The organism is Novosphingobium sp. BL-S-19 (assembly GCF_055521675.1).
In genome coordinates this window covers 438,156-452,676 of the sequence record NZ_CM145498.1, presented here as the reverse complement: position 1 = coordinate 452,676, position 14,521 = coordinate 438,156, and the positions used below count along the sequence as shown (strand labels likewise).

Genomic DNA, 14,521 nt, shown 5'->3' with positions numbered 1-14,521 from the left:
CAGCCATGGCCGAGCAGGAAGGCGAAAAGAGCTTTGCCCCCACCGCCAAGCGCAAGAAGGACGCGGCGGAGAAGGGCGACGTCATCCGCTCGCGCGAGATGGCGACGGCGGCAGGCATGGCGATGGGCGGGGCATGGCTCACGCTGGCCGGGCCATGGGTGATGGACCGGCTGCTGCGCGCCCTTGCCACCGGCTTCACCTGGCGCCGCGCCGATATCGACGATTTCACGCCGGGCCAGCGCCTGCTGCAAGTGCTGGTGGAACTGCTGCCGCCGATCCTCGTGCTCGGTCTGGCCGTACTGCTGGTCTCGCTGGTTTCGCAGCTGGGCTTTGGCGAGGGGCGCTGGGTGGGCGGCAACGTGCTGCCCAAGGGATCGCGCATCAATCCGCTTTCGGGGCTGAAGCGCATGTTCGGCCCCAGCGGCTGGATAGAGATGGCCAAGGGCGTCGCCAAAGTCACGCTGCTGCTGGCGATCGGCTGGTACTGGGCGCGCGGGCAGATCGAAATGCTGCTGCACCTTGGCAGCGGGGATCTGCTCGGGCAGGTCTCCGCCGCATGGCACAGCGTGACCACGCTGCTGTTCTGGCTGTCGGGCGGACTGTTCCTGATCGCCATGTTCGACCTGCCGGTGCAGATCGTGCGCCGCCTGTCCCGCCTGAAGATGACGCTTCAAGAAGTGCGGGACGAGAACAAGGATGCCGAGGGCGCGCCGGAGAAGAAGGCCGCGATCAAGCACCGCCAGCGCCAGATCGCCATGGGCGCGCTGATCCCGGCGATGAAGGAGGCGCAGTTCGTCATCACCAATCCCACGCACTTCTCGGTGGCGCTGGCCTACGATCCCGCCAAGGCTCCGGCGCCGGTAGTGCTGGCCAAGGGACGCGGCGAGAAGGCGATGGCGATGCGCGAACTCGCCGCCGAATATGCGGTGCCGATGCTCGCCTATCCCACGCTCGCCCGCTCCGTCTTCTACACCACGCGCGAAAAGCAGATGATCCGCGAGGAACACTATGTCGCCGTCGCCGCGATCCTGGCCTTCGTGCTCTCTCTGAAGCGCGGGGAGAAACGCGCCGCGCCCGAAGTGGCGGTGCCGGTCACCCTGCGCTTCGATGCCGACGGCCGACTGGACCCCACCGGCACGCAAGAGGGCTGATCTGCCGCCCTCGCAATCACGAAGGAAAGGGAAGCACGATTCACAATTTGACGTGAATCATGGCGAAAATCGCGTGTGACCTCCACGGCTTGCACTCCTATCCCGGATGGCCCCCAATCGCCGTCCGACCCGCACAACGATGGAGCCCGCGCGATGACCCATGACCTGATAATCGTCGGCGCCGGGCCGGCCGGTCTGGCCTTCGCCGCCTCGCTGGCGGACGCGGGCCTCAGCATCGCCGTGATCGAGCGTCAGCCGCTGGAGGCTCTGATCGAACCGGCAGTCGATGGCCGCGAGATCGCGCTGACACACCGCTCGGTCCGCGCGTTGCGCAAGCTGGGCGCCTGGGGCTGGATCGACCCGCGACAGGTCTCGCCCCTGCGCGAGGCCCGCGTGCTGAACGGCGGCTCCCCCTTCGCGCTGTCCTTCGGAGCCGATGGCACGGGAGAGGACCGGCTGGGCTGGCTCGTATCCAACCACCGCATCCGCCGCGCCCTGTTCGCGGCCACCGAAGCGCAAGCGGGCATCGACGTGCTGGCCGGGTGCACCGTGGCATCGCTGCCCAGCGATGCGGACGGCGCCGGCGTCACGCTCACCGACGGAACCCGGCTCCGGGCGCGCCTGCTGGTGGGCGCCGATTCCCGCTTCTCCTTCATGCGCGAGCAACTGGGCATCAAGGCGGAGGTAAACCGCACCGGCCGCTCGATGCTGGTATGCCGCATGGCGCACGATCTCGACCACGACGGCGTGGCCACCGAATGGTTCGACCATGGCCAGACCATCGCCATGCTGCCGCTGAATGGCAGGGAACTGAACGGCAAAGAATCCTCCGCCGTCCTCACCCTCGCCGCGCCTGAGATCGAGCGGCTGGCCGCGCTGGATGCGCAGAGCCTCGCCGCCGAGATCACCCGCCGCTACCACGGGCGCCTCGGCCGCATGAACCTGATCGGCAAGGCCCATGTCTATCCGCTCGCCACGACTTATGCCCGCCACTTCGCCGCCCGCCGCGCTGCGCTGATCGGCGATGCCGCCGTGGGCATGCACCCGGTTACGGCGCATGGCTTCAATCTCGGCCTTGCCAGTGCCGTCACGCTTGGCAAACTGGTGGCGGATGCGCAGCGGCAGGGCGGCGACATCGGCGGATCGCTGCTGCTGCGCCGCTATGAGGCCGCACACCGCCTTGCCAGCCGGCCGATCTACACCGCCACCAACATGATCGTCGGCCTCTACACCGCCGAACGCCCCGCCGCCCGCGCCGCACGCCATCTGGCCTTGCGCGCCGCCGCGCGAATGCCTTTCGTCTCGCGGAGCGTCAGCCGGATGCTGATGCAGCCGTAATGCGGGCCTAATGCGGGCTTAATAAATCGCCGCGCCTGCCGTCCTGCGCTGCATGGCTACCACCACCTCCACCACTTCGACGACGAGCGCGACATCCTCGCTCACCACTTCCTCGCTGGTAACGGCGCTGGGCGGCGGCAGCGGCGTGGACATGGCCGCGCTGGCCAACAACCTTGCCATCGCGCAGTTCGCCAGCCGCAACGACCGGCTGACGGCGAAGGCGGACGATCTCAACACGCGGATATCCACCGCATCGAACATCAAATCGATGTTGTTGGCGATCGACACGTCCTTGGGCACGCTGGTGCGCAGCGGCGATCTGGCGCGCACGCCGAAAGTGGCCAACAGCGCGGTCGCCAGCGGCACCCTGACCGGATCGACCACGCCGACCGGCACCTATTCGCTGGAAGTAAGCAAACTCGCCTCGGCCCAGCAGATCGCCAGCAAGGCCTATGGCGCCAAGACCGATGTCGTCGGCGCGGGCACGCTGACGCTGCGCTTTGGTACCGTATCGGGCAGCAGCTTCACGCAGGATACCAGCCACGCGGCGGTGAACATCACCATCGACAGCGACGATACGCTGGCCGACGTCGCCACCAAGATCAACGGCAGCAACTCGGGCGTCACCGCCTATGTCGCGCAGACCGTGGACGGTGCGCAACTGGTGTTGAAGGGCGCCGAAGGCGCGAAGAACGGCTTCGTTCTGGATGCCAGTCCGGCGTCCGGTACCACCAGCCTCTCCACCCTGGGCTGGAGTCCCTCGTCCACCACCGGCACCGTGCTTTCCAGCGCCAGCGATGCTTCGTTCAAACTGGACGGCCTGGCGATGACCTCCGCTACCAACACGCTGACCGACGTGATCCCCGGCGTGAAAATGACGCTGACCGGAACCAATGTCGGCGCGGCAACCACGGTCAGCTTTGCGGATCCCACCACCTCCATCGCATCGTCCATGCAGGACCTGATCGATGCGCTGAACGAAGTGGTGGGCACGCTGAACACGGCAACCGCCGTCGGCGGCGATCTTGCCAACGATAGCGGCGCGCGTGCGCTCAAGCGCTCGCTGTCCGCGCTCGGCAGCACCACGATCATGCCGGGCGCGACGGGCGCGGCGAAGACGCTGGCCGATCTGGGCCTCAAGACCCAGCGCGACGGCACCTACACGCTCGATACTGCCCGGCTGAACGCCACGATTGCCGCAGACCCCGATGGCGTCGCCGCGATGTTCACCAATGGCATCAACGGCGTGTTCGGCACGGTGGACAAGATCTATCGTACCGCCAGTTCCAGCACGGACTATGGATCGCTGGGCGGTTCGATCGCCCGTTACACCAAGCAGCTTGCGCAAGTGGCCACCGACCAGAGCGACCTTGCCGACCAGCAGGAAAAGCTGCGCGCCCGGCTGGCCGCGCAGTATTCCGTTTCCGAGACGCGCGTCAGCGTCGCCAAATCCACACTGAGCATGCTGCAGAGCCAGATCGCCCAGTGGAACAAGTCGAGCGATTGAGATGCTGCGCCAACAGAACCCCAACGAAGCCTATCGCCGCGTCGACTTCGACGCCCGCGTCAATGGCGCCAAGCCCGCCGATCTGGTCCACTTGTGCTACGAGCATCTGGTGGCGGCGCTGGGCACCGCGATCCATGCGGACAAGATCGGCGACAACGGGTTGCGCAGCCGCTCGCTCACCCGTGCGCTGACCGCGATCACGGCGCTGCAACTGGGCGTTTCGGGCGAAAACAGCATGGCCGGCGCGCTCAATCAGCTCTACACGGCGGCGCGGCGCACCCTGCTGGATTGTGCGATCACTTTCGACGCCCGCCGGATCGGTACCCTGCGCCAGGATTTCGACGAAATCGGCCGTGCGCTGCAGGCCGGCTGAGGGGCAAGTTTGGAAAACGACTTGCAAGGTATTTTCGGGGCGGTCAGCTGCCCCTAAAAACATGCTTTGCAGGCATTTTTCAAACAAGACTAATTTCAAGTTACTGTAATAGCTAGGTCCGATTCGGTTTGCGTTTTTGCCCGAATTTCCTGCGTATTTACCGAAATGGATGGCGCTGCGTCGGTTTTGGATCAGGTCTCGCGCCCGCTTTTCACGGCACTGAGATAACTTCCTTAAGGCAGATGCCGAATAAGGAGGATACCATGGAGCGGATTTCAAACCTCATCCTCATCGATAACGATATGCGACGTCGTGCTGCCATCAGCCACGCCCTGTCCAACGGCAACATCCATGTCGAACCGTTCGAGAACATATCCGAACTATCCAGTACCTGGCCAAGATCGGGCGTGATCCTGATCCATGACGAAGCCGGCGCGATTGACGATCTGATCGAATCGATGGCCCGTCACGGCGAATGGTTCCCGATCATCGCCTTCAGCGAAGCCCCCTCGGCCAACCGCATCGTCGAAGCCATCCTGGACGGCGCGATCGACTACATTGCCTGGCCGATCTCCGCCCCCGAACTCAACGATACGCTGTCGCGCGCGATTGATCGGGCCGAAAGCGTGGGCAATGCGAAGCTGCGCGAAGTCATGGCCCGGGCCCGCGTGGAACGGCTGACCCGCCGCGAACGCGAAGTGCTGGGCGGCGTGGCCAGTGGCCTGTCGAACCGGCTGATTGGCGAACGCCTCTCGATCAGCCCGCGTACGGTGGAAATCCACCGCGCCAACATGCTCAACAAGCTGGGCGCCAACCACACGTCCGACGCGATCCGCATCGCGATCGAGGCGGCGCTGGTCAATTGAGCCTCTGCTGAGCAGGTCGTCCCGGGGGCCGGGCACCGTTCGAGCCAATCCTTTCGAACAGGCCCGGATCAGCCCCTAGCGCGGCAGGCACGAAGGTTTAGCGGGTGCGATGCTACCCAGTCAGTGCCGGCTCGCCACACGATTGATCCTGCCGGCATCCGGTTCCGCATTCCGCCGCAGCAGCGGCCGGAAAAGACGGCACGGCCAGATACCCTCCCGGCCGGAGCCGTCGCGGTTCCCCCGATGAACAGACTGACGGCGCATCCGAAACCTCGTGCGACCCCTTCGGATGCGCCGTCCCGTTTGTCAGGGATCGATCAGTGCAACCGGGCACCGGCAGGCAGCGTCAGCGGAGAGGATACCGCATCCTCACGCTCCAGACCCGCCAGCAGCATCGAGACGTAAGCCGCCAGCAATGCCAACGCCAGAGTCGCGCCTTCGCTGATCACCTCTTCCGATCCATCGGGAAGCACCAGCGTGGCCAGACAGGTCCCGGCACTGCCGCGAGAGACCATGCAGTTCACGTCCGGCCCCAGGATCGCCAGCACGGCGCTTTCCGCAGCACCGCACGCGAGCATCGCTTCGATAGTGGATGGTTCGAACATTGCCGTGGCATCGCCTGCGGGATCGTGCAGCAGCAGCACGGCTTCCCGGATCCGATCATGCTCCTCTACCGCCGCGCTGCCAGCGCAGTCGTGCAGAAAGTCCCGCAGGCGTGCGGTCCATACGTCGGTTTCGGATACGTGATCGGTCAAGACACTCGCCATCGTTAGCAACCCGTTCGAGCGGATAGCGCCAAAGTCCCCAAGTGGCCTTAACTGTCAATCCGCACAAATCACGTGGGTTCTCACCCCGTGTCAGGTTGCTACAGCCTATTCACCATTGGTGAAGCAAGTGTTCATCGAACCGAAAACAGGTCCGCGGCAGCAAGTCGCTCCATAATCGAGCAAATTTCAGCTTCTGGCGATGACATCCACCCGTTCGGCCACCCAGTCGGGCTCGGTAAGCATCAGATCGTGTCCGGTATCGATATCCCACACGCGGCCTTGTGATCGATCGGTCAACAGCGCCATATCGCGTCCGGGGATGGTCGAAGTGCAGATCAGATGGCTTTCGGGAATCGCCCGCATGGCCGATTCGTTCGTGAAAGCGATCTTCTGCGCGAAGCATTTCCAAGGCTGGCGCGTCAGTCGCGCATCGGTCCAGGCACCCAGTTCCGGGTCGGTCACGCCGAAGAAAGCGGCGAAGCCCGGCATGGGTTCCAGCACCACGTCCACTCCGTCCACTTGCTGCATCGTCTGGCGCGCCTGATCGATCATCTCGAAAGCATGTTCGTGCAGAGATTCCCCGTCGACCGGATAGGCGGCATCCAGATAGACGCGGTGCCCCACCCGCCCCGGTTGCCGGTCCGCCGCGCCGGTGATGACCATGCCGCCATAGCTGTGGCCGACCAGGATCGCGTCGGTCAGATCCTCGTATTCCAGCAACTGCGCAATGTCGTCGATATGGGTGTCGAGATCGATCGCCGGACTCAGCAGGTGCTTCCGGTCCCCCAGCCCGCTGAGCGAAGGCGCATGAACCTCGTGCCCCATGGCGCGCAGCCGCTGCGCCACCGGCTTGTAGCACCAGCCGCCGTGACCGCCGCCATGAACCAGAACGAAAGTCGCCATCAGAGCCTTCTCCGCAGTTATGTTATCGACTGGTAACTTCCGTTGCTCTTGCCCTTCTGTCAATCCCGGCGATAGCCTGCAGGCGATGGAAACGCCTCCTCTCCGAAACAGTCCCCGAAATGCCGAAGCCACGCGCGCGCGCATTCTCGATGCGGCCAAGCACCTGTTTTCGACCAGCGGCTATTCGCATACCGGCATCCGCGAGATCGCCGCGCGCGCCGGGATCAGTTCGCCATTGCTGCTGCGCTACTACGGATCGAAAGCGGGGCTGTTCGAAGCGGCGCTGGATCAGGCCATGGCGGTCGATCCGCTGCTGGCCGTCGCGCCGGAGGACTTCGCCCGCCACATGACCGCCGAACTGCTGGGAAGCGCGGAATCGGCGCAGCCGATGCTGATGATCGCCATGGCATCCGGCGCGCCGGAAGCGGCGGAGATTGCCGCCCGTGTCTTCGCCCGCCGCTGCATCGAGCCGCTGGCCGGGGCGATCGGCGGAGAAAGCGGCGCGGTGAAGGCGCTGGAAATCTCGATCCTGTCGATCGGCTTCGTGTTCTTCCTGCGCCACCTGCCGCTGACCGGCTTCGGCGAAAGCGAACGCGCGCAAGTGGCGGACTGGTTTACGCGGTGCCTGCAGGACTTGCGCGGCTAGCCGCCTGGCGAGCCGTCATGGGAACCTGATGGTCTGAGATGGTAATGCGTTGCCATCACCCCACCCACACCGCTCATGCTGAGCTTGTCGAAGCATGGGGAGCCGCAGCGCCCAGCCTAGGGGGCTTCGACAAGCTCAGCATGAGCGGAGTTGGAAGGACGGCTTTGGGAGGGAAGCGGACCCCATGACGGGCTAGGTTCGCTCGGCTGACCGTTCATAGGAAATAGTCACGAACAGGGCCAATGCTGTTACCCCCAACCACGTTAGGACGGCGAGTACGAACTCGCCATGCCATGACGTTTGTACAAGGAAGGCAAGTAAAATAGCCGAACCAAGCGCTAAGTGACAAAAACTGCGGAGTGGTCGCTGTACTCGCTTTTGGATCAGGCAAAATGCCGTCCCGACCGCGAGAAAAACGATCCCACTAATTACAGATCGAACCGAAAATCCGGCCATTAGGAAAAACATGACGACCATCCAAATTTGCGGCTTCCATTTCCGCCAATTCATCAGCCCGTTCGTCATCCTCCCTTGATGTCACTTATGCTCAACGACCGCAATGGGGCGACAGAAGAAATAAGGAGGTTCGCGCGAAGGCGCGAAGGCGCAAAGGTGTTGTGTAAGGCTCCAGGTCATTTCTGTCTTCTCGCGTAGCGGATAGCGCAACGTCAAAAAGAAGGGCGGCTTTGCCGCAAGAACGACCTCTTTGCGCCTCCGCGCCTCCGCGCGAACTCTTTTTTCTTTGTTTACCCCCAGCCAAAGACAGTGAAGCGCGTCAGGCCACGGTTTCGCGCCGGATCATCGCGAAGCCATAGAGCAGATGTTCCAGCTGTCCGTCGGGCACCGGCGGGAAGGCCAGCACCTCGCCGCCGCCCCGGATGGCGTCGATCTGTTCGGCCACTTGCTCCAGCGACCAGTCCTGCCGGAACGCGCCCTCGTTCTCCACCACTTTGGCCCGCGCCAGACGGCCGCCCATGGCGACGAACATCTCGCCCGAAGCCTCGCAGCTTTCGTGGCAGAGATAGCCGACCATCGGCGCCACCTGCTCCGGCTCCATCGGCGGGAACTGGGTGGTGTCGATCCCGTCGGACATGCGGGTGACGGCGGCGGGCACGATCAGGTTGGACTTCACGTTGGCGTGCTGCCCCTCGATCGCGGCGGTGTTGGACAGGCCCATGAACCCCGCCTTGCACATCGCATACGTCACATTGTCCGACTTGCCGTAGAGCCCGTTGATCGAACTGGTCAGCACGATCCGCCCGAAGCCTTGCGCCATCATGTGCGGAAACGCCTCCCGCACCACGTGATAGGCGCCCTTCAGATGGACATCGAGGACGCTGGTGAAATCCTCGTAGGCAAGATCGGTCAGCTTGCCCCGCCGCACGTTCCCGGCCGAGTGGATCAGGATATCGATCCGGCCGAAGGCGTCGAGCGCCGACTGGATGATCGCCTTGCCGCCCTCGGGCGTGGCGACGCTGTCGGTGTTGGCAACAGCCTCTCCGCCCAAGGCGCGGATTTCGGCGGCAAGTGCCTCTGCCGGGCCTTCGTCGGTGGCATCGCCCGCCATCGAGACGCCGGGATCGTTGATGACGATCTTGCAGCCCCGGCTCGCCAGCAGCAGCGCATGCGCCCGCCCAAGCCCACGCCCGCCGCCGGTGATGACGGCGACACGGTTATCGAAGCGCAGGTCTGGCATAGTCATCTCCCACCAGTCATCGTCATTGCGAGCGGCAATCCAGAGTCGCCCAAGCCGCCCTGGATTGCTTCACTCCGTTCGCAATGACGAAGGTTCGGGTCTCACGCAACGACGCCCGACGCCCTGAGCGCCGCAATTCGCTCCGGCGAAAGATCGAGCACGTCTTCCAGAATGGCGTCGGTGTGCTCGCCCAGCACCGGCGGCGCGCTGGGCACCGGCTGCGGGGCGTCGGTAAAGCGGATCGGGCGATTGACGATCGGGATCGGCCCCAGCGTCTTGTGCTGCGTTTCCACCACCATCTCGCGCTCCACCGCCTGCGGCTGCGCCAGCGCTTCGGACACGCCCAGGATCGGCGCGTGCGGCACTTCGTGCGCGGTGAAGATCGCCACCAGTTCGTCCACGCTGTGGCGCTGCGTAAAGGCGCTGACGATGGCGTTGACCTCGGCCCGTGCATCGCGGCGCTTTTCCAGCGTGTCGTAACGCGGGTCTTCGGTCAGTTCCGGGCGTTCTATCGAGCGGCAGATGCGGCTCCAGAAGCCCGGCGTCAGGCAGGCGACGACGATCGAGCCCTCCCGCGCCGGAAAGATGCCATAGGGCACGAGGTTGGGATGCTGCGACCCTACCCGGCTGGGGTCGGTGCCGTTGAAGAAGGCGAGCTGCGCGATGTAGCCCAGCATGCCGATCAGCCCGTCCATCAGGCTGACGTCGATATGCCGGCCCACGCCGGTCCGCTCCCGCTCGTAAAGGGCGGAGAGGATGCCGATCGGCCCATTGATGCCGCCGACCAGATCGCCCAGCGGAATGCCCAGCTTGGTCGGCAGCCCATCCGGCTCTCCGTTCATGGAGAGCGCGCCGGACATGGCCTGCACCACGATGTCGAAGCTGGGCCGGTCCTTCAGCGGGCCGGTCTGGCCATAGCCGGAGATCGAGCAGTAGATCAGGCGCGGATTGATCGCCTTCATCGCCTCGTAACCAAGGCCTAGCCGGTCCATCACACCGGGGCGGTAGTTCTCCACCAGCACGTCGCACTTGGCCGCCAGATCGCGGACGAGCGCCAGCCCTTCCTCGCTCTTGAGGTCGACGACGATGGACTTCTTGCCGCGATTGACCGCGAGGTAATAGTGGCTCTCCCCATCGCGCGTGGGCGGAAACGTGCGGGTTTCGTCCCCGGTGCCGGGTGGTTCGATCTTGAACACCTCCGCGCCCATGTCGGCCAGCGCCAGACTGGCGGCGGGCCCCGCCAGCACGCGGGTAAAGTCGATCACCCGCACCCCGGCAAGCGGACCGGCCCAAGGTGTGTCTGACGTCATCGGGACAAGTTCTCACGGAAGAAGGAGAGGATCAGCGCCACGGCATCGCGCCCTTCGGGCATGTGGAGGCCGTAGTGGTAGCAGTGGCCCATGCCCTCGCCCACGATCAGCGTGGAGCGGATACCGGCCTTGAGCAGCTGCGAGTTCGTGAAGATCGCCGGGCTGAGGTCCATCGCGCGGGTGCCGGTGATGATCAGCGTGGGCGGGAAGGTGGCCAGCACGTCCAGATGGTAGCCCGGCCAGGCGCTGGGATCGCGCGGATCGCAATGGTCGAAATAGCCGCGCGTGATGTCGATGGGCGTGCTGCCGTCGGCGGGCGGCGGCGGGAACGAGCCGTCGATATAGCCCGCGACATAGGCGGACTCGCCAGCCCCGAACGACACCCCGCCCGCGCCGAAAATGCCGACTGCGCCCGCTTGCGGCAGTCCGTGCGCCGGAAGCCATGCCGCCGCCTGCGCCGTCAGCGCGCCGCCTGCCGATCCGCCGTAGATGCCGATCCGGCCCGGCGCGTAGTCCTGCAGCAGCGCGGCATAGACCGCCGCGACGTCCTCCACGCCCGCCGGGTGCCGGTATTCGGGCGCCATGCGGTAATTGACGCTGACGACGCGGAACTTGCCGAGCGCGGCGATCGGGATCGCCTCCATCAGCGCGATGCCGTCCCACCCCACGGTGAAGGCCCCGCCGTGCAGGTTGATCAGCACGCGTTCGGGATCGTGGCTGCCGTCAGCGGGGGTGACGTCCAGCACCTCCACGCCGCCGATGGTTTTCGGGGCGATCTCCACCGCGAAATTCTCACGCAGGCGGGCCACGCCCTCAGCGGCATAGGCATTGATCTGCTCGCGCCGGGCCGCAATGTCCGCCTCGTGCTCACCGGCGGCATCGAAAGCCGGCATCGTCGCGCGGGAACGCTGAAACGCGGCGGCCTCTTCGCTCAGCAGGCTGGAGGCGGGCAGGACGAAGGCCGGAACCCGCACATCGCCATTGGCTTCGAATTGCGGCTTGGCTGCTTCGTGCTGTCCCATGCTCTCTCCCGTTGTTCTTCGCCGCATTCATACGACACGGCCCGGACCTTGCGCAAAGGTCCGGGCCGAAATCGCTCCCCCGTTATGCGGGATTGCCGACCATCAGGCCTTGCTGGGCAGTTCCGCGATGGCGGTGCCGAAGGCCGAGAGTTCGCCGCGATGGGTGGTCGCCTTCTGGTCGACGATCACGTACTTCTTGCCGTTCTCTTCGTACTTGCCCGAGACTTCGCCGGTGATGACGATGGCATCGCCGTCCGGGTTGTGGCGGCGGATCTGGCAGTTCGACTTGTGCAGGAAGCCGTCATCGCCGATCCAGTCGGTCATGTGGTGGGTCAGCCACGAGCAGCGCTCCGGGCCGTAATCGTAAGCGCCCGGCGCGCCGACTTCGAGAGCGAAAGCTTCGTCCCAGTGGACGCGCTCGGGGCAGTCCGGCACGTTGAAGCGGTTGCGAATGCCCAGGCCCGGGTGCGCCTTCTGCATCTTGTAGGCCAGCTTGTTGGCGCGGATGTAAAGGCCGCCCCAGCCCTGTGCGTAGCAGATGAAGCCGGTGACGGTCATCGGGCCCTTCATCATCGGCGGCAGCTTGTCACCGACGTTCACGTCCTCGAAATAGCGCGGGGTGGCGCCGCGCGTCTCTTCGCGGTCATAGATTTCATAGAATTCGTCGAGCTGTTCCTGCGTGAAGGGCTCCACGCGGCCGCGCGCTTCGGTGTACTTGGTGCCGCGTTCGCGCGCCTCGTCACGGTCGGTGCGGAACACCCACGAGTCCGCGCCGGCAACCTGCTCACCGCGCTGGTTGTAGAAATCGACGTGGTAGATCTGCTGGAACGAGCGGCCCGCGAACTTGGTCTGATGCTCGACCAGATCCTTGAGGTAGGCGACGGTGGTGATGGTGTCGTTACGCAGCACCGGCTTCTGCCAGGTCCAGTCGGCGCCCGCCCACATGGCGTGCACGCCCGAAAGGCCGCCGCAATAGCCGGAGACGATGCGGCTGGTGGTGAACAGGAACGAAGGCAGCGCGACGATCGAGCCGTACTTGGTGTTCTTCGCGTATTCCGGATCGCACCACAGCGGATTGTCGTCGCCGATGCCGTGGGCGTAGTGGCGGATCGCGTCGCGGGTGGCTTCGTAGTTCCACGGCTCGACGGTGTTCTCGATCTTCACGCCGATGCGGGCGCGCAGATCGTCGAGGCCGGCCTCGGTGATCTTGGGGAACTTGGATTCTGCTGTGGTTGCCATTTCGGTACTCTCCTGGATTCGTTGAATAAGTTTCAGCCAACCGCTTCGGCAGCTTTCGCCGCCTCGCGATCGCGCAGCATCTTGCGGTGGACCTTGCCGGCCGGGTTCTTGGGAAGCTCTTCCACGAACTCCACGATGCGCGGGAATTCGTGCTGGGCCAGACGTTCGCGGGTGAAGTCCTGCAGCTCCTTGACGAAGGCATCGTCGCCCGCGCGGTTGGCGACGACGAAGGCCTTCACCACTTGCCCGCGCTGTTCGTCCGGCACGCCGATCACGCCGCATTCCAGCACGTTCTCATGCCGCAGCATGGTGTTCTCGATCTCGACGGCGGACATCGTCCAGCCGGCCGAGATGATCACGTCATCGGCGCGGCCGCAGTGGTAGAAATAGCCTTCGTCATCGATCTTCGCGCGGTCCTTGGTGGTCATCCACCCGCCGCCACGCCAGAGCATCAGCTCGCCGATCTCGCCGGGTGCGGTGGGCGTGCCATCGGGGCGCTGCACTTCCAGCTTCTGCCCCGGCACCGCCTTGCCCAGCGAACCCGGCTTCACCGTGAAGTCCGCGGCGCCGGGGTAGTTCACCAGCACCACGCCGATCTCGGTGGTGCCGTACATCGAACAGACGGGCACCTTGAAAGCGCCGTCGATGAATTCCAGCGTCGCCGGATCGATCGGCTCCCCGGTGTAGGACAGCTTGCGGAAGTGGAAATTGTAGTCCCCCGCCGCGCCGCTGTTCTTCATCATCCGGTAGTGCGTCGCCGCTGCCGACATATTGGTGATGCCGTAATCGTCCAGCGCCTTCATCAGCCGCACCGGATCGAAGCGCCCAGCGAAGGTGCCGGTGGTGACGCCCAGACCCAGCGGCGCCAGCGTGCCATGCCACAGGCCATGCCCCCATGCGGGCGAGGACGGGCAGAAGAACTCGTCGCCCGGTCTTATTCCGGTGCCATAGAGCGCCGCGAACATCAGCGTGACCAATGCTTTGTGCGTATGCTTCACCGCTTCGGGCAGCTCGCGCGTGGTGCCGCTGGTGTACTGGAACACGGCCAGGTCGCCCGCCTTGGTCTTCGGCGTATAAGTCGCGGGGAACTTCGCGATCTCGTCCAGCAGGCCCTCGTCCGCGACGATCACGCGCAGCCCGTTTTCCGCCGTCACGGCGCCTCGTGCGAGCTCCGCCTTCTCCGCATTGGTGATGAGGATGGCGGGCTTGCAGTCGTCGATCCGCAGCTTCAGCGCGTCCGGCCCGAACAGCGTGAACAGCGGCACGGAGATCGCCCCGGTCTGCATCGCCCCGAACAGGCAGACGTAGAACGGCAGCGAAGGTTCCAGCATGAAGGCGATGCGCTCGCCCGGCTGCACACCCTCGGCATCGAGCCAATGGGCGAACCGTGCAGCCCCGGCGGCGATCAGGTCGAAGCTGAGGATTTCATCGCGGCCATCGGCGTGCGCAATCCGCACCGCCGCCCGGCCCGAACCGTCGGCATGACGGGTGATGCACTCATGCGCGATGTTGAGCACGTCGCGGTCGCCATCGAACAGCTCCCACAGCGCGGCCGACGAGGCATGCGCCTGCGCATCGGCATAGCTCGAAAGGTCGGTCAACTTCGCCATCGCTCATCCCGCTCCACGCACCGCCCTGAATCGCTTTTCGCGACTCACGCGCCGGCCGTTTGTCCTTGTGTTCAACAAATGTGATGAAGCGGG

13 protein-coding genes are annotated in these 14,521 nt (G+C 64.9%); 6 read left to right on the top strand and 7 right to left on the bottom strand.

The window, feature by feature from the left end:
- Positions 1-5 precede the first annotated feature (5 nt).
- The 5 genes from ACZ1JV_RS10440 (at position 6) to ACZ1JV_RS10420 (ending at position 5,235) form a co-directional block, all read left to right on the top strand.
- On the top strand, positions 6-1,151 hold the full coding sequence (locus ACZ1JV_RS10440) for an EscU/YscU/HrcU family type III secretion system export apparatus switch protein (protein WP_465151506.1): 1,146 nt from the start codon (positions 6-8) through the stop codon (positions 1,149-1,151).
- 153 nt (positions 1,152-1,304) lie between these two features.
- The gene (gene ubiM / locus ACZ1JV_RS10435) at positions 1,305-2,489 is read left to right on the top strand and encodes a 5-demethoxyubiquinol-8 5-hydroxylase UbiM (protein ID WP_465151505.1); all 1,185 of its coding nucleotides are present in this window, start codon (positions 1,305-1,307) and stop codon (positions 2,487-2,489) included.
- Positions 2,490-2,541: 52 nt separating this feature from the next.
- Positions 2,542-3,996 (top strand): flagellar filament capping protein FliD, encoded by a 1,455-nt coding sequence (gene fliD, locus ACZ1JV_RS10430; protein WP_465151504.1) that lies wholly within the window; start codon positions 2,542-2,544, stop codon positions 3,994-3,996.
- A 1-nt stretch (position 3,997) separates the two neighbouring features.
- On the top strand, positions 3,998-4,369 hold the full coding sequence (locus ACZ1JV_RS10425) for a flagellar protein FliS (protein WP_465151503.1): 372 nt from the start codon (positions 3,998-4,000) through the stop codon (positions 4,367-4,369).
- A gap of 263 nt (positions 4,370-4,632) precedes the next feature.
- Positions 4,633-5,235 (top strand): response regulator transcription factor, encoded by a 603-nt coding sequence (locus ACZ1JV_RS10420; protein ID WP_465151502.1) that lies wholly within the window; start codon positions 4,633-4,635, stop codon positions 5,233-5,235.
- Between the two features lie 317 nt (positions 5,236-5,552).
- Here the strand turns inward: ACZ1JV_RS10420 and ACZ1JV_RS10415 are convergent, their stop codons facing one another.
- Together ACZ1JV_RS10415 and ACZ1JV_RS10410 are read right to left on the bottom strand one after the other, a co-directional pair.
- The gene (locus tag ACZ1JV_RS10415; RefSeq protein WP_465151501.1) at positions 5,553-5,990 is read right to left on the bottom strand and encodes a hypothetical protein; all 438 of its coding nucleotides are present in this window, start codon (positions 5,988-5,990) and stop codon (positions 5,553-5,555) included.
- A 198-nt stretch (positions 5,991-6,188) separates the two neighbouring features.
- Positions 6,189-6,905: an alpha/beta hydrolase gene (locus ACZ1JV_RS10410; RefSeq protein WP_465151500.1), complete on the bottom strand. Its 717-nt coding sequence runs from the start codon at positions 6,903-6,905 to the stop codon at positions 6,189-6,191.
- Positions 6,906-6,990: 85 nt separating this feature from the next.
- Between ACZ1JV_RS10410 and ACZ1JV_RS10405 the strand changes: the two genes are divergently transcribed.
- Positions 6,991-7,551 (top strand): TetR/AcrR family transcriptional regulator, encoded by a 561-nt coding sequence (locus ACZ1JV_RS10405; RefSeq protein WP_465151499.1) that lies wholly within the window; start codon positions 6,991-6,993, stop codon positions 7,549-7,551.
- A 775-nt stretch (positions 7,552-8,326) separates the two neighbouring features.
- On the opposite strand, the gene ACZ1JV_RS10400 is transcribed toward ACZ1JV_RS10405, so the two are convergent.
- The 5 genes from ACZ1JV_RS10400 to ACZ1JV_RS10380 form a co-directional block, all read right to left on the bottom strand.
- Positions 8,327-9,247 carry an SDR family NAD(P)-dependent oxidoreductase gene (locus ACZ1JV_RS10400; protein WP_465151498.1) on the bottom strand — a complete coding sequence of 307 codons (921 nt, stop codon included), beginning with the start codon at positions 9,245-9,247 and terminating at the stop codon, positions 8,327-8,329.
- Positions 9,248-9,348: 101 nt separating this feature from the next.
- Entirely contained in the window at positions 9,349-10,557 is a 1,209-nt protein-coding gene (locus ACZ1JV_RS10395) for a CaiB/BaiF CoA transferase family protein (protein ID WP_465151497.1), read from the bottom strand.
- Positions 10,554-11,579, bottom strand: coding sequence for an alpha/beta hydrolase (locus ACZ1JV_RS10390; RefSeq protein WP_465151496.1), 1,026 nt, complete (start codon positions 11,577-11,579; stop codon positions 10,554-10,556). Before ACZ1JV_RS10390 ends, ACZ1JV_RS10395 begins: the two co-directional genes overlap by 4 nt.
- A 102-nt stretch (positions 11,580-11,681) precedes the next feature.
- A complete protein-coding gene (locus ACZ1JV_RS10385) occupies positions 11,682-12,818 on the bottom strand; it encodes an FAS1-like dehydratase domain-containing protein (RefSeq protein ID WP_465151495.1) in 1,137 nt (378 codons plus the stop codon).
- Positions 12,819-12,850: 32 nt separating this feature from the next.
- Positions 12,851-14,428, bottom strand: coding sequence for an acyl-CoA synthetase (locus ACZ1JV_RS10380; RefSeq protein WP_465151494.1), 1,578 nt, complete (start codon positions 14,426-14,428; stop codon positions 12,851-12,853).
- Positions 14,429-14,521: the final 93 nt, after the last annotated feature.